This window comes from Burkholderia sp. Ax-1719 (assembly GCF_011753055.1).
Lineage (GTDB): Bacteria > Pseudomonadota > Gammaproteobacteria > Burkholderiales > Burkholderiaceae > Paraburkholderia.
This window is the reverse complement of sequence record NZ_VWWJ01000009.1, coordinates 242,427-264,814: the sequence shown is the minus strand read 5'-3', so window position 1 is coordinate 264,814 and position 22,388 is coordinate 242,427. Positions and strand designations below refer to the sequence as shown.

At 57.2% G+C, this 22,388-nt stretch carries 19 protein-coding genes and 1 pseudogene; 11 read left to right on the top strand and 9 right to left on the bottom strand.

All coding sequences use genetic code 11. From position 1 onward, the window contains the following. From F3J17_RS18750 to F3J17_RS18735, 4 genes are all read right to left on the bottom strand, one after another. Positions 1-1,187 (bottom strand): MFS transporter (locus F3J17_RS18750; RefSeq protein WP_167061807.1); only part of this gene is annotated, 1,187 nt, incomplete at its 3' end. An 80-nt stretch (positions 1,188-1,267) separates the two neighbouring features. After that, on the bottom strand, positions 1,268-2,089 hold the full coding sequence (locus tag F3J17_RS18745) for a siderophore-interacting protein (RefSeq protein ID WP_167061804.1): 822 nt from the start codon (positions 2,087-2,089) through the stop codon (positions 1,268-1,270). Between the two features lie 51 nt (positions 2,090-2,140). Further along, positions 2,141-2,968: a PadR family transcriptional regulator gene (locus tag F3J17_RS18740; RefSeq protein ID WP_167061801.1), complete on the bottom strand. Its 828-nt coding sequence runs from the start codon at positions 2,966-2,968 to the stop codon at positions 2,141-2,143. A gap of 703 nt (positions 2,969-3,671) precedes the next feature. After that, the gene (locus F3J17_RS18735; protein WP_167061797.1) at positions 3,672-4,583 is read right to left on the bottom strand and encodes a hypothetical protein; all 912 of its coding nucleotides are present in this window, start codon (positions 4,581-4,583) and stop codon (positions 3,672-3,674) included. Between the two features lie 391 nt (positions 4,584-4,974). Here F3J17_RS18735 and F3J17_RS18730 point away from each other — a divergent pair, with 391 nt between their 5' ends. From F3J17_RS18730 to F3J17_RS36035, 6 genes are all read left to right on the top strand, one after another. Continuing rightward, positions 4,975-5,352, top strand: a complete 378-nt coding sequence (locus F3J17_RS18730) for a hypothetical protein (protein WP_167061794.1) — start codon at positions 4,975-4,977, stop codon at positions 5,350-5,352. A 603-nt stretch (positions 5,353-5,955) separates the two neighbouring features. Continuing rightward, positions 5,956-6,423: a hypothetical protein gene (locus F3J17_RS18725; RefSeq protein ID WP_167061791.1), complete on the top strand. Its 468-nt coding sequence runs from the start codon at positions 5,956-5,958 to the stop codon at positions 6,421-6,423. A 599-nt stretch (positions 6,424-7,022) separates the two neighbouring features. Beyond that, positions 7,023-7,454, top strand: a complete 432-nt coding sequence (locus F3J17_RS36040) for an MBL fold metallo-hydrolase (RefSeq protein ID WP_205194852.1) — start codon at positions 7,023-7,025, stop codon at positions 7,452-7,454. Between the two features lie 1,167 nt (positions 7,455-8,621). Further along, a complete protein-coding gene (locus F3J17_RS18715; protein ID WP_167061788.1) occupies positions 8,622-9,506 on the top strand; it encodes a hypothetical protein in 885 nt (294 codons plus the stop codon). Next, positions 9,491-9,889: a hypothetical protein gene (locus F3J17_RS18710; RefSeq protein ID WP_167061785.1), complete on the top strand. Its 399-nt coding sequence runs from the start codon at positions 9,491-9,493 to the stop codon at positions 9,887-9,889. The genes F3J17_RS18715 and F3J17_RS18710 overlap by 16 nt, the downstream gene beginning before the upstream one ends. A gap of 13 nt (positions 9,890-9,902) precedes the next feature. Further along, positions 9,903-10,478 carry a PAAR domain-containing protein gene (locus F3J17_RS36035; protein ID WP_205194851.1) on the top strand — a complete coding sequence of 192 codons (576 nt, stop codon included), beginning with the start codon at positions 9,903-9,905 and terminating at the stop codon, positions 10,476-10,478. Positions 10,479-10,637: 159 nt separating this feature from the next. Here F3J17_RS36035 and F3J17_RS18700 read toward each other — a convergent pair whose 3' ends face one another. The 4 genes from F3J17_RS18700 to F3J17_RS36610 all read right to left on the bottom strand — a co-directional run bounded on the left by F3J17_RS18700 (position 10,638) and on the right by F3J17_RS36610 (position 15,907). Continuing rightward, positions 10,638-11,072: a hypothetical protein gene (locus tag F3J17_RS18700; RefSeq protein WP_167061782.1), complete on the bottom strand. Its 435-nt coding sequence runs from the start codon at positions 11,070-11,072 to the stop codon at positions 10,638-10,640. Next, a complete protein-coding gene (locus F3J17_RS18695; protein ID WP_167061779.1) occupies positions 11,069-12,472 on the bottom strand; it encodes a LysM peptidoglycan-binding domain-containing protein in 1,404 nt (467 codons plus the stop codon). The genes F3J17_RS18700 and F3J17_RS18695 overlap by 4 nt, the downstream gene beginning before the upstream one ends. 2 nt (positions 12,473-12,474) lie before the next feature. Beyond that, positions 12,475-15,270 (bottom strand): type VI secretion system Vgr family protein, encoded by a 2,796-nt coding sequence (locus F3J17_RS18690; RefSeq protein ID WP_167061843.1) that lies wholly within the window; start codon positions 15,268-15,270, stop codon positions 12,475-12,477. Positions 15,271-15,703: 433 nt separating this feature from the next. Further along, on the bottom strand, positions 15,704-15,907 hold the full coding sequence (locus tag F3J17_RS36610) for a hypothetical protein (protein ID WP_167061842.1): 204 nt from the start codon (positions 15,905-15,907) through the stop codon (positions 15,704-15,706). A 44-nt stretch (positions 15,908-15,951) separates the two neighbouring features. Here F3J17_RS36610 and F3J17_RS18680 point away from each other — a divergent pair. From F3J17_RS18680 to F3J17_RS18660, 5 genes and pseudogenes are all read left to right on the top strand, one after another. Beyond that, positions 15,952-16,310 (top strand): annotated as a pseudogene (locus F3J17_RS18680) (LysR family transcriptional regulator); the annotation flags it as partial. A 537-nt stretch (positions 16,311-16,847) separates the two neighbouring features. Continuing rightward, positions 16,848-17,405: a sorbitol dehydrogenase family protein gene (locus tag F3J17_RS18675; RefSeq protein ID WP_205194850.1), complete on the top strand. Its 558-nt coding sequence runs from the start codon at positions 16,848-16,850 to the stop codon at positions 17,403-17,405. A gap of 15 nt (positions 17,406-17,420) precedes the next feature. Beyond that, positions 17,421-19,022, top strand: a complete 1,602-nt coding sequence (locus tag F3J17_RS18670) for a GMC family oxidoreductase (RefSeq protein ID WP_167061773.1) — start codon at positions 17,421-17,423, stop codon at positions 19,020-19,022. Then, the gene (locus F3J17_RS18665) at positions 19,015-20,337 is read left to right on the top strand and encodes a cytochrome c (protein WP_167061770.1); all 1,323 of its coding nucleotides are present in this window, start codon (positions 19,015-19,017) and stop codon (positions 20,335-20,337) included. Before F3J17_RS18670 ends, F3J17_RS18665 begins: the two co-directional genes overlap by 8 nt. A gap of 158 nt (positions 20,338-20,495) precedes the next feature. After that, positions 20,496-21,185 (top strand): TetR/AcrR family transcriptional regulator, encoded by a 690-nt coding sequence (locus tag F3J17_RS18660; RefSeq protein ID WP_167061767.1) that lies wholly within the window; start codon positions 20,496-20,498, stop codon positions 21,183-21,185. Positions 21,186-21,396: 211 nt separating this feature from the next. Here the strand turns inward: F3J17_RS18660 and F3J17_RS18655 are convergent, their stop codons facing one another. Continuing rightward, entirely contained in the window at positions 21,397-22,320 is a 924-nt protein-coding gene (locus F3J17_RS18655) for a LysR substrate-binding domain-containing protein (protein ID WP_167061764.1), read from the bottom strand. Positions 22,321-22,388: the final 68 nt, after the last annotated feature.

Here is a 22,388-nt window from a genome sequence, read left to right as displayed (position 1 = left end):
TGCGACACCCACGCCACGGCGACCACCGTGAACACCGCGGCCAGCCAGCCGTTATGCCCGAAGCCCTCCAGCGTGCCGTTCGCGCCGTTGGTCAGCAACAAACCGCCCACCCACGCGCCGATGCTCATGCCGAGCGCCTGCACTGCGTTGTTCGCGCTCAGGAACGCGCCACGACGGGCGGGTTCGGGAATCGTGGTGATGAGCGCCTGCATCGGCACCATGCGGCCCGAGAGCGCGATCATGAACACCGCGAAGAATGCGACCAGCCCCACGAAGGGCAGCGTGGGCAGATGCGTGACGAACAGCACCGGCACGATCGACAGCAAGGCCATCACGCGGAAGATGCGGCGCTTGCCGTAACGATCGGCGAGACGGCCGACCGCACGCGAGGTCACGAAAGTCGACGCACCGCCTGCCATATAGAGCCACGAGAGCTTTTCAGGCACGACGCCATGATTGGCGACCAGCATCGGCGAGATGAACGGAATCACCAGCATGTGCGCCGTCATCATCGTGAAGGTGAGCGTGAACGCCTTCAGATGACGCGGCAGCGTGAGCAGTTGCCACAGGCGCGGCAGGATCGCGCTGAGCGGCGTTTCGCGGTCCACGTGCTCCGTGAGCGAGGGCACGACGCGCGACCCGGCAATCCAGATCACCGCCGAGAGCACCACCAGCAGCATGAACGGCGCGCTCCAGCCGAAGTGCGCGCCCAGCACGATGCCGGCCGGCACGCCCGCGATGGCGGCAATCGAGAACGCCGTCATGATCACGCCGGTGGCCGCACCGCGGCGCGCGATGGGAATCACGTCGCTGACGATGGCCATCACGATCGAGCCGAGAATACCGCCCGTGAGGCCCGCGAATGCGCGCGCGGCCAGCAGCAAATGGAAGTTCGGCGCGAGCGCACAGGCGAGATTCGAGAGCGCGAACAGCGCGTAAGTCACCTGCAGCAGGCGACGCCGGTCGAAGCGGTCGATATAGGTGGCCGCGAACAGGCCCGACAGACCCGAACACAGCGAATACGCCGACACCGCCGTGGCAAACGCCGCCGGCGTGATGGCGAACGCGTGCATGATCTGCGGCCCGAGCGGCATCATCACCATGAAATCCATGATGACGGTGAACTGCGTGAGCGCGAGCAGCCAGAGCAGCGTGCGCTCGCGCAGCGGATTGAGGATCAATGTCATCCAGGATGACCCGCGAGGCGAGTCCCTTTTTCATGCGCGCGCTGCTGCTTTGGAAAAACGTAGCGGCGCGCGCGGGTTGTTTAATCGTCGATGGTTTCGTGCGCCGCCTGCGCGCCACGACGCCAGTACGCCGACGCGCGGATGCGCTTCTTGTCGACGCCGCGATCGTTGCACAAATAGGCGCGCACTGCGCGGATCGCCGAAGCTTCGCCCGCTGCCCACACGTAACCCTCGCCCGGCGGCAGCCAGACTTCGCCGAGTGCATCGACGAGCGGTTGTGCCGATTCGAGTTCGTCGCGATAGACCCACGTCGCGTAGAGATCGGCTTCGGTCGGCAGTTCGATACGCGCCGAGCGGTCCGCCACTTCCACGACCACGGCCACGCGCGTGTCCGCCGGCAGTTCGGCCAGACGGCGCTGGATCGCGGGCAGCGCGGTTTCGTCGCCGACCAGCAGATGCCAGTCGAAACCGGTGGGGATCACCATCGAGCCGCGCGGGCCGCCCACGCCGATGTACTGGCCGGCCTTTGCCTGCGCCGCCCATGCGGTTGCCGGGCCGGCTTCGTGCAGTGCGAATTCGATATCGAGTTCGTTGGCTTCAAGGTCGAAGCGGCGCGGCGTGTAATCGCGTGCGGCGGGGCGCTCGACGCCATCGGGGAAGGCGATGCCGTCCGGACCGAGCGTCGGCAGCGTGGGCTTGTCCTCGCCCGGGGCCGGGAAAAACACCTTCACGTGATCGTCGAACGACGCCGAGACGAAATCGCTCAGATCGCCGGTCAGCGTGACGCGCACCAGCGCGGACGAGAGCGTTTCGACGCGCGTGACCTGCAGCAGGCGGAACTTCAGCGGATGACGCACGCGGACGACTTCGAGATGGGACGGGTTCTGAATCTGATTCTGCATCTATGACTCCGATAAATGGGCGGCTGACGATCGACGGTGAAGGGCGTGTTTTTATTCGCCGGAATTCGCGCTGTCGTCCGTCTTGACGGGTTCGCCGCCGTTTTCAATTTCCTGGGTGGCGCGCACGAGGATCGCGGCGATACGGCGTTGTTCCTCGGGTGACGCGTCCGTGCGGCGCAGCAGTGCGCGCTTGAGGGCGCGGCGCGCCTCGATCAGCTCGCGGGTCCAGCCGCTGCCGTCGGCGGGATCCTCGCCCGCGAACGCGCGGCGCATCAGATCCATCTTGCGGCCGAAATGCGTGAGCTTGGCGAGGATCAGGTCGGCACGCTCGCGGTTGTCGTCCAGATGGGCGCGGCCTTCGTCGGACAGCTCGTAACGCTTGCGATTGCCTTCGAGCGTCACGCTCACATAGCCCAGTTCTTCGAGATACGTGAGGGCCGGATAGACCATGCCGGGGCTCGGGCTGTAGAAACCGTTCGAGCGCGAATCGAGCGCCTTGATCAGCTCGTAGCCGTGGCTCGGGCGTTCGGCGAGCAACGCGAGCAGCATCAACTGCAGGTCTTCCGAGGTGAATTTGCGGCCACGGCCGAAACCGTCGCCGTCGCCGAAACCGCCGGGACCGCCGAAGCCACGGCCAAAGCCGTCGCCGAAACGATCGCCGAAGTCGCCGTGGCCTTCACCGCCGCGACGGCCCATGGCGTGGCGCAGGGCGTGAAGCGCGTGCAGGGGGTGACGCATGGCGAAGCGGGCGTTGAGGAAATCGGCGCATTCGCTGCGATCGGCGCGATCACCACGCGTGGTGCCTTCGAAGAAGTCGCGCGCGTCGCGACCGCCGTGGCCGTGACGGCCATGATGTCCGGAATGATGATGGTGGCGCATGAGGCCTCCTGTCTCTGAGTGTCTTAAGATGTGTCTTAAGATATATATCTTAAGAGTGTTTGTCAAAGTTATTTTTCTGGGGTTATCGGGAGACAACAAAGTGTGCGGAAACGCTAAAATTGCGTTTCAGAGACATCAAAGTGTGCGGGAATCGCGAAATTTGGTGTGCGTCGCACAATTTTTCGCTGCTTTTGCTATCGAGAGCTGATTTTGATAGCACAGCAATGACGCGCAGATTGATTTTGCTGCGGAGAATGAATGCACATCTCCGACTTCGGAAATATGGGGTCGTATCGAAGTGCGCCGTCTACCGCGTCTGGAGCGCAGTTTTTCGGCTTTCGGCTTCGGTGGCGGCTCGCCACTTGGAGCCTTGGCGCCGTGCTTTCAAGCAAAGCATCTATTAGGCTAGAACATTCGTTCGTCCAACCGACTCGCCTACGCGGTGCCGGCGCGCAATCGAGCGCCTATCGCTCAAGCTGCCCTGACTCCATCTACATCTCAGCGGCTTGGCCCAAGGTCATGCTTTTCGACGGCAAGGCCGTGTTCACTGGGTAGTTCAACTTCACTGAGGCGGCGCAGCAGCGAAACGCCGAGAACAGCATGATGGTTCCCGGTGACGATGCGCTGACGAAGGCATATCTTGCGAATTGGGATAAGCGATACAGCGTCTCCAGCCGATACTAAGTCGCGACCTGGCACCACGTTAGTTGGGCGTGAGAGCTGTGGTGATGTCCCGGTAGCTTGCAGCCTTCCGAACGTCGCCGAGGAGTTCTCCCAGAATCGGTACCTTCTGCTTCGCTCGTCGGACGCTCTCCAGCGTGCGCTTATCAACGAACATCTTGTCTGCGTATGGCGCGAGACAGAGCAGTGAAGTATCGTTGACGTCGCTCCCTTTTCTCTCGGGCTGGTCATGCCCGTACGTGCGCAAGGCCTCAGAAATGATGGCAGAGGGAATTCGGTCACGTGTCACCGCTTCCTTCACCTTTGGCCACGGCAACTGCTCTACTTCAGCAGCCAACTTCAGGCGCCGCCTGAAGACGACCTCCTGCATTGCTTCGCGAAATGTTGTCTGCGGCTGAATGTCATCGGGTTCGAGGCCGGCTTTGAGGAGTATGCGCAAGGGCAACGGGATGGCCGCGTTGTCTGTGAGCGCTTCTTCAACATTCGCGGCGACATCCGACATAAACTCATCTGCCATATCGGCCGCGCTCTCAATGCGCTTGTCACCACGCGTTCTAATCTCTGCCTCAAGATATTCTCGAACTTCTGAAAGCCGCGCGCCGATGCTTTCAGCGGACCGGAGCGGCTTATCGAGCCAGTCGGCGAGAGGCGTAGAGTCGATTTCCAATGCGCGCCACGGAGAGATAGCTGCGACCTTTTGCGAATGTTTCTGTTGCTCGTCGATAAGGGCGCGAAGGTGACGCCAATCGCTCAGAACCCCAGGCGCCGCGTCAACGCCTCTTCCATACGACAGCAACGAGTCGCGAGCAGCGTCACGAACGCCAATAGCGTCGAGGTCTGGCTTGGTGAAGGCAACTCGAACTTCCGCAGAGAAAATATTGAGAACTGAGCCTGGAATCACGTTCGGCTGTCCTCCGTTCACCCATGCAGCCATGGGCCAGCTTCGTACGTAGCGCACGCGCATATCGACCAAGCGCTCGTTGCCGTGCTGTAGCAGTTCGACAACCTGGTGCCACGATAATAGCGGTATCCAACCGAATTGAACGAGTCGCGGGATAAAGCGCTCGGCTGAACGCTTGTTTACGTAGTTGCTTGATGCCCAATCGGTAACGAGCCGCGAGATATGGGATGAGTCTAGTACGACGAACGAATGCCTACTGAGCATAACTATTGGGTTTATGAGGAGCGGACAATTATGCGCCGTTCTGGACAATATCCGGTAGACAATCGTAGTATCGAACACTGATTTTCGGTTGTCGGCGTGTGTGCGTGCGACGGCAGATTTAAAAGCCGTTATCGGGCTGACAATAAAAAATTGAGGATATATGCGTTATTTCGCCGTCTTAGAAACGCTGGATGATGAGGGGGACACTTCTCAGCATGTCTATCTTGATTGCATCGCCGAACAAACCTTCAAGGTGATGCGTCAGGCAGGTGGGATAAGTCAGATGCCAGACACAATGGCTGACGAATATATGGGTGCTGTGCTTCAGGTGCAGCGTGATGAGTTGGAGCGCCAGCTACTAGAGAGAATCAACGCGCAGCCGGGAAGACTCTGGTTGCAGTTCACCGTTTCCGATGTGGCTAACGAGGATGGCGCCAACATCTCAGCAACGTTTGTTTCGCTTGCACCAACGGCTGATGGACTTGAGGTCCCGCCGCTCTACATATCATCTCCAACACCAGTCAATGGTGAAATTTAGAATGATGCTGAGCGCATCTTCAGCCCACCACGCCTGGAACCTCGGTCGTTTGAGAGTTTTACAAGTCGGTTGGAAGCATTGTTTTCCCGCGACGCGCAACGCCATGTTGTCGCTTATCACGTTGGTCAAGGAAACTGCAACGCGATAGTTGACCGTTTCGAACATCCCGTTTTGTTCTTCGATTTGGGCTGGCCCATCCAGACAAATATTGCTGGTGCGCCTACTTCGGCACCTAGGCTTTTTGATGTCTAGGCAGAAGAAGAGGCAGCTCCACCAGTCGTACTTTCGCATTGGGATTGGGACCATTGGGCATACGCTCTTGAAAGTTGGCGCTACGACCGTAATCGAAGAGCGGCTTGCGCCACATGGAAAGCAAGCGCCCTCGAGCGTCCATGGCTGGTACCGGCACCAGATAGAGCGATGAAACTAGGACCAAGCCACTATCTTCTTATCATGAAGCTTTTCCATCAGCGGTGTATGGGGAAGAGGGCGCTGCACTATTGGCCGCAAAAAAGAAGGGCGTGGGAATCACGTAATCTCCTCATAATCAAGTGTCGGACGACTAAAAAGGACGTTTCGCATCGAAACAATTCAGGACTGGCGATGGTTGTCCGGGTTGACGATGGCTGGGAGAGGGGGCTTGTTTTGCTTCCCGGTGACTCAGAATTCGACAGCATGCGCTTAGCCACTGACCTGTCTTTAGACGTGCGTCGAATTGTAGGGATGATGGCCAGTCACCATGGTGGCAAACTCAATGTGTTTAGCATTCCTGAGACCAAAGCTCCTGGCGCCCGGCTTGTGATTTCCACAGGCAAGAATGGGTATGGGCATCCAAATTTGCATATGCTCGAAAACTACAAATTCCAAGGATGGAACGACCAACGTCGTACGACCGATGGCAAGACGGGACATCACCATGCATCGTACGGAATTGGCGCAACTCTTGTTCAGCCGGAACGCTTCGGCAAGCCCAAATGTGAATGTGAACGCGTCGTCAAGGCACGAATGTCGAGCGACGTAACAGAGACCTCGGTTTGCATGTTTGGACTGCCAGCTGACTTCTGTATTTAAACGCTGACCGTTGCACAGGCGCTACTCATGTCGCCTGTGCATAGGTGGCACACCTTCAGCGAATCGACTCGTTCGCTGCGCGTAACTATCGGACCTATTTCTATATCTGCATTGCATAAAATGCTATTCATCGCATTTTTGTCAAAACCAATATCGAGATTCTTCGCCGAATTTTGACATCGCTATGGAAGTGCGCACCGAGACTTCAGGTTAGCAACGCCACATATTTTCGGCTTGCACGCCCGTGTGGTAGCCTTGAAGCATCACAACTGCAATCCATTTCTCGATGGCCGGCCCTTCTCCAAAGCTTCGCGCGTTTCTTCGGCGGTTTTCATTTCTCTTCCGCCTCAAACCGAAGGGGCAGCGCTTCAGGTGGCGTCAGAGTGATTTTTCGCAACCAAGCTCCGGTTCAATCAGTCCGCATCGCCACATACCGGGGCCGAAGAATCAGTGGGGCTCAGTCAATCGCCCTGGTTGGTAATCACACCCGATGCTTTTGGGGCCGCCTAGCTCAATGCTTGGCGTGTCTGCTATGAGCCGAACATGACCGAAATGAATCGTTTCGCTTCGTCGATGCTCACATGCTTGACCGGAGCGGTGTGGATTATATCGACTACGTGGTCAACTCGCACTCCGACAACGACCACGCCGGCGGTCTTCTCTATGTCCTGGAGAATCTGAAGGTTGGCGAACTTTGGATGCACCAGCCGTGGAACTACAGCAGCGACATCCGCCAATACTTCCGGGATAATCGCATCACCGACGACAGTCTCGCGGAACGTCTGCAAAAGAAGATGGCTGCAGCATTCGCGCTTGAGGAAATGGCCGAAAGCAAGGGAATCACGGTGCGCGAGCCGTTTGCCGGTTCCAAAATCGGCATTTTCACGGTGCTGTCGCCGGAGCGCGACCGCTACGTCCACAAGCTGACTCCTGCGTTTGAGAAGTCTCCGGAATTGCTGAAGGCCGCGACCTTGTTGGATTCGATTGCTGATGCGTTTAAGGGCGCAGTTGGGTATCTCGCTGACGCCTGAGACAAGGAGTATCTGCCCGACACGGTCACGACGTCCGCAGAAAATGAGAGCAGCGCTGTGCTGTTTGCTGCGTTCGGTGGACGTGGCGACTTGCTTACCGGAGACGCCGGAATCAAAACTCTTCGCGAGTCGGCCGACTATGCGACGCGTCTGGGAATTGACTTGCCTTCTCAGGTCACGTTCGCCCAGATTCCCCATCACGGAGGACGCCACCACGTATCCTCCGAGACCCTCAACCTTGTGTTCGGTAAGCCGCTGGCCCTGCGTCCGGAGAATCCGGGCCGTGTCGCCTTTGTATCCGCTTCTGCGAAAGCTCCGACCCATCCCAAAAGGGTTGTTACGAATGCGTTCAATCGTCGTAGTTTCAGGGTTGCCCAAACCAAAGGAAATAGCATTTGGCGCCACAGCAATATGCCTGCGCGTGAGGGGTGTGGACCGCTCACCTACGTACCGTTTTATGACGAGGTTGAGCAATGAAAAACTCGGCTGCGTTTGTTGAGGTCCTTACGAATATGGTGAGCGCATTCGGCGACAAGTACGACCGCAATGCTCGCCTAAAGCCGGCGCTGCTTATGCTTTTGCCCGCTCTTGTGGCAATTGTCATGCTCTATCATGATGCGCATTGGGATGCTGGGCACTATCGTCACTCTAGTCGGCGGCTGCGGATTGCCGCTTCTTCTCGCGGATTTCGCTCGAATCCGCGGAGGCGCTCGTGAGCAGAAACTCTGGGAAAGCGCTTCGACCTCGCGCAGCATTTCAACCAGGGTGTCAGTGCTCACTTGCATGTGCAGGTCCTTAACGTCGGGTCGAGAGACTTTTTCACGCTAATGGCTTCCTCGCCAGCTGTCCAGTGGACAAACGAGCCGGTTGTGTGAACGCGACGCGCAACGGGGAGTGCGGCCTGAGCATATCTTTTACTAGGTAACTTTCCTCTCGGTACACCTCTTATTCACGCAGAGTAGGGCAGAGACGGTCCTTATGCAGTTTTTGATTCTTGATTTTATGTAATTTTATTGTTGAATGTTCTCGTTAATTGGGAGGCTGTTCGCGCTAAAATCTTCGACTGAGTATGGCGAGTCGCATTGACTATTCAAAATTTTTATCAGTTAGATGAGGAGTTGGCGCTATTCATATATCATCACGCAACCGACATAGACTGGAATCGTGATGCCGCATGAATACCCCGCAATCGCCCAGGACGATGGTGATGCACTGACATACACCGGTCCATACCCGGTTAATCAACAGCATAAACTAGACAGTCTGCTGGAAAAGGCTTTGAAGGAGTTCGAGAGTGCGGCGCAATACATCGCTGTCTCGTACATTCAAGATTCTTCCACGCGCAAAGAATATATGCGTCAAATTGGAGAAATTCCAAAAATGGTCAGGGAGGAGATTTCTGCTGGCCATGTTGGAGTGGAAGAGGGTGTCCGGTTTGCGCAAATGATGCGTAACCAGATAATGAAAGAGACTCGCGCCGCGACGTCGGCGACGGGTTTGGCGGTTGCCGAGCGCTACAAGAAGGAAGGGCTCACAAAGCGCTTTTTGCTGGAGCGCTACAGTTGCGTGCAGAATGTTGAGGGATTTACGAAGCTGAAGCAAGCCGAACAGAAGGCATATGTCAATGAGATCGTCGCTGGTACACGGCCAAGCGTGTATGACACGCTAAGCGCAGAGCAGAGAGCAAAGGTGTTTTACGGCATTATTGACGCAAGTGGGCGGGACAGCGTCGAAATGACGACCAAAGTTCGACGGTGGGCTGTGCGCGGAAAGGTGTTCCTCCTAATGACGTCGGTTCTCGCGATTTATAGCGTCGCCACGGCAACGGACAAGGTTTCCGAGGTCAACCGGCAAGGGGCGATAATCGGCGGCTCACTGCTTGGTGGTGTGCTTGCGGACGCGGCCGTTGCAAGCTTGTGTGGTCCGGGCGCGCCGGTGTGTGCGTACGCGCTTGTAGTGCTGGGAAGTATGGCGGGCGCTATTGCAGCGGAGAGCGCGAATGACCTGTATCAGGAAGAGCTTCAGGAATTCATGAAATGGCAGATACGGTAAGCCAGGAAATGCGTCGGGAGTGTTGGTGCACCTTGGCACTGATGTTCGTAGATAACGTAGTTGATTACCACTACGTGGCTGAACAGCTGGTCCGACATTGCTCGAGCATGTCGATGTCCATGCTCAAGGAAGTCCTTTTCAATGAGGTCGCCCCTGCATTGAGCGGCGCCGTGATGACACCGGCTCCCGAAGTATGGCTAATGTGGGACCCTGATGAGGTCGTCGCGCTGGTAAGCCGCATGTTGGCGCGTCGAAACGCATCTTTCTTCTATCGAGTCGGTAACAATATCTCGCGATGGCAGTGCAGGAGCCTGGCGCAAGATTTTTGGCGCGCACTCGAACCCGAACTGCTGGCCGTCCAGAGAGTCGGCCTGGGCAGTTGACCGGAGACATGAAATGCGCAGAAAGATGATTGTCCAAGGCGACAAGACTACGAAGAACGGTGTAGTGGTGACCGGTGACCCAACGACGACTAGTGGCGGGTTGCCACTTGCCTACGTGGGTGCAGAGGTCCATTGTCCGGCCTGCAACTCGACGGGCAAGATTGCAAACGTTATGCCCTACATGCCAATGACGTTTTGTAGTGGCAAGCAGGTCGCGCTAGAAGATGACGTGTGCCTATGCAAATGCGAACCTCCTCCTAAGCTAATTGCATCCCAGTCGGACATGGTCATGACGATGGAGTCAGGTGCGCTTGCCAGGATGGGTTATAGCGAAAGTGGGCAAAAGCTCCCGCCCGACCAGCAACCCAAATTCATCGAATTCAACGTGGCTGACCAAGGTCGGCTCTACGGTATGCGTTGTGTTGCTCACTTCGACGACGGTTCGACTGCCAGTAGCTACTTCGACCACGAGAACACGGTGCGCTTCGATAACCCGTCGGGCTCCTCATGCAAGCGTCTTAGTTTTGAGTCTGATGATGCGGGCAACACAACGTTTGCCTATGAGTTGCTGAAAAGTGTGGCCGCGTGAGCGAGCATCGTAAATTCCCCCACCCCCTGTTTGTGATGAGGCGGTCGTTTGCTGTTGGGCAGGCCGATGCCCCGAGCATGTTTTTATACACGCTACGCAAAACTATGTGGCTGCGAAGTGGATCAGTCCGCAGCCGGTTACTACGTCGCTATGTCCGGTTCAGGTCGCATTCGCAACGTTTGTACAGCGCTTCGAGCCCGGCGTGATGGTGAGGTGTTTCGCCATTGCGGAGGACTGACCGCATACGTCTGTGATGCGAACCTTCGAAAAGTCGAACACGAAGGACTTGCCTTCTTTTGTCACGGTCACATTACCGGAGTCGGTTATATATCTCTGCACGCCGGCCGTTGAGCCAGACTCTTTGCCGTCCGTTGAGTCGAGGGAACAGGTCAAGGAAGAGTCACCTGCTGGCGTAGCGGCGAAATAGCTCCAGTCGCTCACCTTGTCGCCGTCCACGCTAATGTCTAGAGAGTGTTCGACAGTATTCTTCGTCGCAGAACAACTGTAGGTCACCGGTTTAGCCTGCGCGATGGTGCTCACGCACGATGCAAGGACTGCGATGGCAACGATTTTTCTCATGGTCCGTTCGCTCATTTCAAAAGTGCTTCGATTTTTTCCATCGGAAGTGGTTCATCAATTTTACTTGGGTCGCAAGCAAAATACTTTGCGTTAATTTTCTTGTCGACGTAATCGTAAATCCACTTTATGTAAGCTTCGGCGCCGTGCACGTTGTGGTCAGCCATGTACGCGTTGGCCTCTGCAGTGCCATCGGACCCTGACGACTTCAACTGCGTGCGGAGAAGTTTAAGGGCTCTTGTTGCCGTCAGCGTACGACGGATGATTTCGCGTCCACCTCTTGTACCCTCATGGTGGAGAAAGTATCCGAGCTTTGCACGACTCGGGCCGGTAACGGAGTCCACTTGAAAGCCGTCGTCAGCGAACACTTTAATATTTGACGCGGCGTAATCAGCAGCAGTCAGGATGGAAAGCTCCGCGTCAAGCCGCAGGTGCAGTATCTGCGATTGCGTGAGATGGTGAACACCCTGCTGAGCTGCCAGTTCGGTACAGCGTTGATGTAATGCCGAGTCGGGCAAGTCTGCGACCTGCAGCCACGCGGTCGGAAGGAACTGCGTAAGCCCAGCAGCGCCAATGGAGTTGACGACTGACGGGTCCCACTCAGGGTTCGGTTTCCGGATTGTTTTCATCAAGGGCTTCCCTTTGATGACAACCGGCTTGTGCGTTTTCTTCGAAATTACCGGTACTTGTTCATGGATGGAGGGCATCTTTCCCGCTTCTGCCTCGATGAGTGCCGCAACCCCCTGCGGAATAATCCCGCTGCGCTCGGATGCTTTGACGATGTAGTCGCGATACTTCATGTTCGCACCGAGGCGCAGGTTGTGGCTGTTCGGACACTCGACGCCAACGTTCACCACTGGATTGCCCGCGATGTCGCGATTGTGCTGGACTTCCGCCGGTGCCAAAGGCACCGGCGCACTCGGTTGATGGTCCGCCCCGCCTTCGTGTACACGCAGCGGGATGCTGACCTTCGCCTTCGGGCTGCGCACAATGGGTTGATGTGTGCCCGGAGGGGGCTTCAGCTCGGCGACCTTCTTTTTGCCGCCTTCTAGTTTGAAGACGTAGACATGCACTTTTTCATCCGGCGTGAGCGTGCGAACCGCCGGGATGTCGCCGTTCTTGTCTGTGACGTGCTCATGCTCACCAGAAGAGGTGACGACTGTCGTCTTCAGGTTGGGTATCGGCTTGTCGTTCGCATCCGTTACGCGAATCCACAGTTCGCTGAAAAACTTTTCTGCATCGTCGACTTGTGCAGGTGTGTCGGACGCCTTCAGCTTCAGTTTTTGCCCCGGGTAAATGAGCCGGGGATTGTCAATATTGTTGAGCGTGACTAGTTGACTTACGGTCGTATTGTTCTTCGCAGCAATGGCGCTGAGCGTATCGCCGGGCTGAATGGTGTAATCGGCTTGGTCGGTCATGTTCAAACGAGTTCGGATGCTTCGTCATGCACGACGCTAGCGGGTGGTACGTCGTCGTCGCGGTCAATGTTGAGGTTCCAGGCGGTTTCCCATTCGCCTTGGCCAAAGAGTGCAGTCAGATGCTCGGTTTCTTCCGGGTTCAGGTGTCGAGCGGACCCGTCTGATGCCGAAGTGCCCGAGATGACTTTTTGCGCGTTGCCGTCCGGCTCGTCTTGATGTGGGTAAAGCGCGTACTTGACGTCGCTCGCGGCGGCTCCGTCTTCAGAGGAGCGGAAGACAAGCTTCTGGCTGAATGGAACTGGAGACGAGGTTGGCAGGTCCGGCAGGGGATAACTGGTGCTTGCAGGGCCAGCGAAGACTTTGTCGGCGCCTTTCACGGAGACCGAATTCGGCGCATGAATCTCGATGTTCCCGTTGGTGATGCGCAGGTATGCGCCTCCGCTCGTCAGCAGGATTTCTTTGGCCGATGCCACTTCGACTTTCGCTGTGGTCGATAGAATCTTGACGGTCTGCTGCGCGGTCAACTCAATATTGTCGGAGTGCGACTGCAATTCCAGCTTTCCCTTCGCCGCAAAGAGCTTCATTCCAGCATTCTGCGCAAAGAGGCTCAGTTTCTCCTTGACGCTCGCTATGAACGACTTACCCGTTGCGATATGTGTGCTCTGACCACTCACGAGATTCAGTTGCTCGTCCGGAGACAGGTGCACCGATTTTTCGCTTGACAGTGCAATACCAGCCGGACTTGAAAACAGCATGACGGGGTCTTTGAAGCCCTTTGCGCTGCCAATACCTCCACCATCTGTCTGGCCGCTTGTACCAATACCGTCGAGGTCGTGCTCGGTCGCCGCAGTGAAATTCTTCAGGGCGTTTTTTCCCTCGAGCAGGGACTCAGCCCTATGCTGGCCGCTCACCTCGGAGAGTGCATCCATGACGCTTTCGGAACCAAGCAACTGCTGATTGGCTTCGCGGGCATCAAGGGGCTGTGTCGCAAGGCCGGTGCGCGAGTTTGTCGACACGAAGAGTCCCTGCGCAGCGCGCACGGCGCCGAACGAATCCGCCGTCAGGTCAAAACCGCTTCCTAGATAGTCGCCTCGCAGATTGCCTGTGTGGTCGACGAGATATCCCAGATGCAGTGCGGCGTTCGCGCTAGTGGTGTAGAGCTGGACACGGCTCTGGCCGCTGGAATCGTCCATTACGAGCTGGTTGTAGCCTGTGCCGCCATATTCCTTTGACTTGTATCCCGACAGTAGCCCGTTCGAATGCCAGTGTGGATTCGTGGCCCCGTTATAGAGCCTCCCGGCCACAAGCGGGCGGTCGCAATCACCGTCAAGCCAGGCGATAACCACTTCTTCGCCCACGCGAGGTACGTGCACGCCGCCGTAGCCGCTACCGGAGTCGGAAAAAAGCACACGCACCCAGCACGAAGAGTTCGCATCCCCACGATTTCTTCGGTCCCAATGCATATGGACTTTGATGCGATTGAGCGAATCGGTATAGACCTCTTCGTTCGGCGGCCCGACCACGGTTGCCGTTTGTATTTGCATCTGCGGCTTGCGATGTTCAAAGGGGCTGCGATACTGGACGCTCCGGCGCTGCACTTCTGCTTCGACGAGAAAGAATCCTTCGCTACCGTCCGATGCTCTGCTTGTCAGTGAGGAGTTGATGGCCTCATAGTCTGCGCGGACTCCTGCAATGCGGCGCTGCAGGCCTTGTGGAAAAGGATGGGTGTTTCCGGCAGGTAGGTTGTTCTCGATGTACCAATCAGCGGCAATGACGACGAATTCACGGTCCTGAGATGCATCATGGTCATGCTCGGGATGGCCCGCGAGCGTGAAATACTGGCCAACGTCGACGCGACGCACGCCGCCAACTCCGACGAATCGCTTTGCTCTCGATTCCCATTCCTCGAGGTGCAGCTTCGTGAGCTGGTCGCCTCGGTCGCTCTCAAGATAGCTGTATGCGCCTGTGTACTCGTAAACTTCCGCTTGCTCGGGAAGTGAGCCTTGATTGCCGATGGTTGGAAAACTCGTGCCCTTCTGCGCGAGCGGGTTCTTATAGTCGAACGTGCTGGTTGTGTAAGTCGCGCTCTGCAGCGTGCGTGTGCCAGTCCATTGTAGGAATGCATCTGTTTCGCTATTTACACCAATCCGCGCGAAATCAATCACTTTCGGCGACATTGGAGCAAGCGCGTAAACGTCGTCAGTGACGACATAAGTGTGCGACTTACCGTCGAGAGACTGCTCAAAATATCCAAACAAGCCTTCTGCTTCCATTAGACGATGAACAAAATTCCAATCGTCTTCGTACTGGATACAAAAGGAACGCACGGGCGTGGGGCGGCGGACTGCGATGCGATAGGCACCGCGCGCCTGCGGGTGCTCGTTAAAAATCGCGGTGAGGATGTCTTCGGTGCTCAATTCCTGGAAGATTCTTGCATCCTTCCGGAATTTGAGGAAATGAAGCCACGAGGAAAACGTTAGCTGAAAGCAGGTCGCTTGGCCATCTGAACCGAGTCTGCGCACCGTATGAATGTAACCGTGATGCGGGTGATAAGACTTGTCGTTTTGCTGAATCCAAAGTGTTACAGGTTGTGCGATGAGTGTCTTCAACTCGAGCGTGTCTTTGAGAGACAAGACATCAACCGTGAATTCGTAATTTCGACCAATGCGAGAGTGCCCAATCGCACGTTGCGGCAACAGGACATTAGGCCCGAGAGGTGTGTCCAGTTTCAGCAGGCGGTCCTGCTGGCTAATCCCCGACGATACGAGCGAGAATAGGTCTTGTACGCCTATAACCATTTCTTTCCCTAAATTTTCGCTTTTTCTTTCGTTTCGAATAATATGATGATTCGGAGATTGCAGCAATGCTTTGAATTGATAGGTTATTTGAAAAGATGGATGGTGGTTTGGTGGTAAATAAAATGAAATTAAAATGAATGAAAAATGTAAATTGTGGGCGGGTAAATTATTGTTGGTACGTTGATTAATTATGCAATTTGAGTATATTTTCTTGCCGAGTGTCAGGGCACGATAGAGCTTCAATCCTCCCTCATAACGCCAACTGGCGCTCTGATGTCACAAGCGGCGCCAGCGTTCTGCGGAGTTTCCGGCACTGGATGACAATGGAAGAATTCCAGCGGACAAACTAAATCCAATATGTACGCGCGCCGCAACTGGCGAGCAACGAGCGCCGCGCGCGGAATCTGATTGCTACGGTGCCGATGCACCGTAACTATCCGTGCTGGTCGACCCAGGCAAGAGCCCACTCCAAACCGGCGCTCTGGGCTTCGTCTTCTGAGCCAAACGTACCTATTACCCCAGAAGACTCAACGAGCCGGTTGCCTCGGGTGATAGGGCGGTCCGGGGCAAGAAGTTCGTCTTGTCGTGCGATTGCATGTCCACATGTCCTGTCGAATCGCCGCGTTCTAATAGCGATTGATGACCAGCTTGGTCAACGACGAGAAGCGACGGTGGATGTCTATGGAAATTAAGTGGATTGAGGACTTTGTTGCTCTGGCCCAATACCAGAGTTTTTCGCGCGCGGCCAAGTTCCGCAACGTAACTCAATCGGGCTTCAGCCGCAGAATCCAGTCGCTAGAGCAGTGGGTCGGAGCAGCTTTGATTGACCGGAGCAGTTTCCCGCCGGTACACGCCCGCAGGGCAGCTCTTTCGCGAAGAAGCAGATGACGTGTTGGCTCGCCTTTACGACACTCGAGCGGTCATTCGCACCGAGCAGCGAATTGGCGGAAAGAGTCTGCAGATTGCAGCCGGACACACAATCGCCCTGAATTTTCTGCCCAGCCTGGCTGAAGGCGATCGAACCCCAGTTCGGCGACCTGTAGCGAGTCGGCAGCTTCACGCGCAGCCTGCGCCCTGAGAGATGTAGGCGACGCTCTGCGCGTGAAGCTGCTGGACCACAGGTTTCTGGTAGTCGAGGAATCAGCCACTGTTAAGGTTGAAGAGCCGCACGAGGTCTGACTCAGTCTGCGGGAATGGTAATCGAGTGCGTGAATAAGAGCGCGCGACAAGCGTCGATGAGCTGCGCACGCTGGCAATGCGAGGGGGAGGTCCGCCAACTTGTTACCCAACGGCTCGTTGACCGCTAGCACCTGCCTGGTGGCTTGACAGCAATCAGTAGGAACTTCTGCTGCTTTGAATGTTGCTCTCGCCTGCGCAGAACGGCGCCAAGGCGGGATTCCCGACCGACCCTATAAGCTGGATGGTGCCTTGGCGGTCTTTCTGGGCCATCGCTCGATTTCGGATTCGGGTAGAATCCCGCCAAAACATACCAAACGTTATGTTTGTTTTAGAGGCGACGGGCGAAAAACTTGGCAAGGCCGAGCGATGCAGTCGTCATTCAAGTTAAAGGCAGCGTTATGAAACCCCCACGATTGTCCCGACGACCGTCGTTCGCTCCATCCCGGCGTCATTTCCTGTTTGGCGTGAGTTCGTTCGCCGTGGCTGGCGTCACGGCCTGGCTTCCCAGCGTGGTCATACCGGCCGCGATGGCTTCGCCGTTGCCCGATTCGGCGACTGAGCGTTCTTTTAATGCCTTCATTTTGCTTTCAAAATATCTGACGGCGAAGGCGCAACTCGATGAAAGTATCGGCCGGGCGATTTTTGCGGGGTTGAGCGAGCAGGATGCCGATTTCGCCAGCCAGGTGGCCGCACTCGACACGCTCGTGTCGTCTACAAAAACGCCTGCCGGTGCCTTGCAAGCTCTGCTCGATGCGCAGCAGTCTGCCCTGGCGGCGCTGCCCCGGCGGGTAGTGACGGGCTGGTATCTCGGTGTCGTCGGCAGCGGGGCGAAAGCACGCACCGTGGCCTACGAACAGGCGCTGATGTATCCACCCATCGCCGATGTCATTGTGATGCCGAGCTTCGCGCGCGGCGTGCCCGGTTACTGGGCCAAAGCGCCCGTGCTGTCTCGCTAATCTTTTACCCTACCCATGACAACGAATATTTCCGCCGACGTCGTGATTGTCGGCGCCGGCATCGCGGCCGGACAGATTGCGCAGAAGCTTGCCAAGGCCGGTATCGACGTCCTGATGCTCGAAGCGGGCCCGCGCATCGACCGCTGGCGCATCGTCGAGAACTATCGTAACAGTCCGTTCAAATCGGATTTCCAGTCGCCGTATCCGCCGACAGCGCATGCGCCGCATCCGCAGTATTCGCCAAACAACGACTATCTCGTTCAGCGTGGCCCCGAGCCCTACAAGGCCGGCTATTTGCGCATGGTCGGCGGCACCACCTGGCACTGGTCGGCGCAGTCGTGGCGCCTGCTGCCGAACGACATGAAGTTGAAGACGAAATATGGTGTGGGGCGCGACTGGCCGATTAGCTATGACGACCTCGAACCGTACTACTACGAGGCGGAAGTCGAGATGGGCGTTGGCGGCCCCGACGACCTCGGCTCCCCGCGCTCGAAGCCCTATCCGCAGCCGGCGCTGGCGTTGTCTGATTTCGACCAGAAGTTCAAGGAAGTGGTCGAGCGGGCGGGCTATCACCATGTGACGGAGCCCGCCGCGCGCAATTCAGCACCGTTCGACGGACGCCCTGCATGCTGCGGCAACAGCAACTGCATGCCTATCTGCCCAATCGAGGCGCAATACACCGGTGAAACGGCAATCCGCAAGGCCGAGGCAGCCAAAGCACGGCTACTGCCGAACGCGGTGGTGTATCGCATCGAGCACGATGCGAATGACCGCATTGTGGCTGTGCATTACTTCGACCCGAACGGCACGACGCATCGTGTAACGGGAAAGCTCTTCGTGCTCGCCTCGAACGCAATCGAAACACCGAAGCTGATGCTGAACTCGAAGAGCGACCGCTTCGCGAACGGCATTGGCAACCGCTCGGACCAGGTGGGCCGCAATCTGATGGACCATCCTGGCACGACCGTGACGTTCCTGTCGGCTGAGCCGATGTGGCCGGGCCGCGGACCCATGCGCCTGTCGTGCATCAACAATCTGCGCGACGGCGACTTCCGCTCGGATTACTCGGCGATGAAGCTGAACGTCGGTAACTATTCGCCGATGCGGGCCGTGACCGACTACCTGATTTCAAAGGGTGTGTACGGCGCTGAACTGGACGAAAAAATCCGCGAATACAGCTCGCGCTGGGTGGTCGTCAACAGCTTCTTCGACATCCTTCCGGACCCGGAGAACCGCATCACCGCGAGTTCCGAATTCAAGGACAAGCTGGGCATTCCGCGCCCGGAAGTGCATTACCGCATCGACGACTACATCAACCGTGCGGCGAAGGTCGCGCGCGGCCACTATGCGCGGATTGCCGATTTGTTCGGCGGCACCGAGGTGCGTTTCGACGACAAATACTTCAACAACAATCACATTATGGGCACGCTCATTATGGGCGACGACCCGCGCGATTCAGTCGTCGACAAGGACCTGCGTTCGCACGACCATCCGAATATGTTCATCGCGTCGAGCGGCACCATGGCCAGTGCAGGCACGGTGAATTGCACGTTGACGCTCGCTGCATTGTCGATGCGCCTGGCTGACAAACTGATTGCGGAGATGAAGCATGCGTAAGTTCTCCGTCCAGCGGCGTGCGGCGAACGCGGCTCAAAGCTGGCGCCGTGCCGGGGCAGCCGTGCTCGCATCGAGCGTCGCTGCAGGCCTGCTTGCCTTTGCCGGTACCGCGCGAGCCGACGACGCGGCGCAAATCAAGCACGGCGAATATCTGGCCCGTGCCGCCGACTGCATCGCCTGCCACACGTCGAACAAAGCCCAGCCTTATGCAGGCGGGGTGCCATTCGCGCTGCCGTTTGGCACAATCTATTCGACCAACATCACGCCCGACCCGGTGCACGGCATCGGCAAACTTAGCGACGCTGATTTCATCAGTGCGGTGCGCGAAGGCAAATCGAAGGACGGCAAGCGGCTGTATCCGGCCATGCCCTACACCTCGTACACGCAATTGACGGATTCGGACATCCTCGCAATTCGCGCCTATCTGAGGACCGTCAAACCAGTCGCACAGCCCGCGCCTACAAACACGCTGGCCTTCCCGTTCAACCAGCGCTGGGCGATGGTGTTCTGGAATCTCTTCAACTTCAAGTCGCAGCGCTTCCAGCCCGACGCGACGAAGAGTGTCGAATGGAATCGGGGTGCCTACCTGGTCGGCGCGTTGGCGCATTGCCAGGAATGCCACACGCCGCGCAATTTTATGCAAGGTCTGTCTGACAAGGCCCTGGCCGGTGCGCAGCTTGGTAACTGGACGGCCTATAACATCACGTCCGACAAGATTTCCGGCATTGGCGGCTGGAGCGATGCCGAACTGATGGCTTACCTGCGCAGTGGTGCGGCAAACGGCAAGGCGAATGCCGCAGGGCCGATGGCAGAGGTGGTGGAGAACAGTACGCGGTTCCTCAGTGACGGCGACCTGAAGGCGATGGTCACATTCCTGCGCGATGTACCGGCCCAGCGTGATGGCGAGACGCAGCCACGTTTCGCATGGGGTTCGCCCATTCAGACGGTCGTCGCCATCCGAAATCAGCCCTTGCAAATGCTAGGCGCCACGTTGCCTGCCGACGGTCGAACGCTCTACAACGGCAATTGCGCGAGCTGCCACGGTTGGCAGGGTACCGGGGTGGGCGGTCAAGCAGCAGGTGCGTACCCTTCGTTGATGCATAACACGGCGGTGGGCGCGTCGGGCGCGGATAACCTTGCGATGGTTGTCATGCATGGTGTGAGCCGGCAAACCAACGACGCATATATCGCAATGCCCGCATTCGCCGACCAGCTGACCGATCAGGAAGCGGCCACGCTCGTCAATTATGTGACCACGCAGTTCGGGAATCCCGCGGCGACCATCTCGGCAGACAAGGTCGCGAAGCTCCGCTAACAGTGTGAACGAACGGCACCGTCGAGGCCGCCGTTCGTTTGTCCACGGGCGGCCGTTTCACCGCGTCAATCTTCCGTATTTCTTAAAGGGGCTAAAATCTCGCCCTGCCGCCGCAATCCTGTGCGACCGGCGTGCTTTTGAGAATGCGGAAGAAACGAATGGCGAAGGATACAGAGAGCGCGCCGGCTGCTCGGTCGCGCGCGAAGACCAGCAAGCGGACGAACGACCCGGAACGCACGACTGCGGCAATCCTCGCCGCCGCAACACACGAGTTTGCCGCAAAGGGACTGGCCGGTGCACGCATCGAAGCAATCGCCGATGCGACGCACACGCGCAAGTTCATGATTTACTACTACTTCCAGAACAAGGAAGCGCTGTATCTTGCGGTGCTCGAAAACGCATATCGTGACATCCGCACAGCCGAAGCCTCACTGAATCTGCTCGACATGGACCCTCTCGACGCGCTGCGTACGATGGTCACATTCTCATTCGACTACCACGAAAGCCACCCCGAATTCGTACGGCTGGTCATGGCGGAGAATATGAACAATGGCGAGTATCTGCGCCAGTCAAAAGTCATCCGCGAACTGAATGCCTCGGTGATGAAGGACGTGAAGACCGTCTACCAGCGTGGCGTGGAAATGGGCTTGTTTCGGCCAGGCATCGACCCGGTGGACATACACACAACCATCAGCGCACTCTCGTTCCACCACGTGTCGAACCGACCGACCTTTGCGCTGATTTTCGGAGCATCGGCGTCGAGTAAGCGAATCGCCACCCGGCGTAAGAGCGTGCTCGAGACAGTGATGCGTTATGTCACTGCACCTGGCTCAAGCGCAGACGCATGATGAGCGATTCCGCACATTGCGGAAGCCGATAATTGCAATGACACAGTCCCATCCCGCACTACATTTGGACGACTGCTCGCTTGCCGTTGATTCGGCAACACTGGCCGCGCGCTATCACCACAGAGCTGGAAATCGCTGATTGCGCGGGTGGCCATCACGTGGTTCGGACATCATGGCGTCGTACGAACTGATAGTTCAAGCAGAACCGCGCTTACCGTATCGTTGTATTTAATGCGTACGGTCCGTCCCGTAAATGCTTCATGATGAATTCGGTACAGGCGCGTAGCTTAGGGGAAGTTTGTAGCTTCGCAGCGGTGACTGCCCAGACATTGGCTTCCTGACGATATTCAGGGAGCACACGCACGAGCTGTCCGGAATTCAACGCATCGGCGACGTCCCAGCCTGCGAGCAAAATAATGCCACGGCCCTGGACTGCCCAGTTGAACACAATGTCGCTGTGATTCGAGCCCATGGGGCCAGTAACCTTGATGGTCTCGGTTCCCTGCGGCCCTTGCAGTCGCCAGACTCCGAACGTTTGATGTCGCTCGCGATAGAGCAGGCAACTGTGATGCGCGAGCTCCGCTGCCGTTTTCGGGGCTCCGAACTTCTCAATGTATTCAGGTGCTGCGCAAACGACTCGGGAATCCTCGGCAACCAGATGGGTGACCAGGTGTGGCTCGACGACTTCACCCATCCGTACGTCAATATCAAAACCCTCAGCGAGCAAGTCAACACGGCGGTCCATCAGCTCGAGCCATATATCGAGGCCGGGATGTGCGCGGTTCAGTTCCGCGAGGATTGGCGAGAGATGACTGCGTCCGAGACGCAGACTCGAACTGATGCGCAGTTGACCCGTGAGCGTCGTATCTGGCCTCGCAACGCTGTCGTTTAGACCGTCGACCGCCTCAAGCACCTTGCGGGCCCAAAGGTAGGTCGCTTCGCCCACATCACTGATTCGCACTCTTCTGGTGGTGCGGTGGAACAGAGTGACGCCAAGTATTCGTTCCAAATCGGCGACTCTCTTGCTGACATATGCAGGGGAAATCCCCAGGTCGGTTGCTGCAGCGACGAAGCTCGACCGCCGCGCAACCTGACAGAAGACGCGAAGGTCGATAAGGTCCCATGCATTATTCACGATTTGGAAGCATTGAAGTGAAAGATGCACGCATTGTAAGCGCAGTAGTTGATTTTATCCTTGTGTCC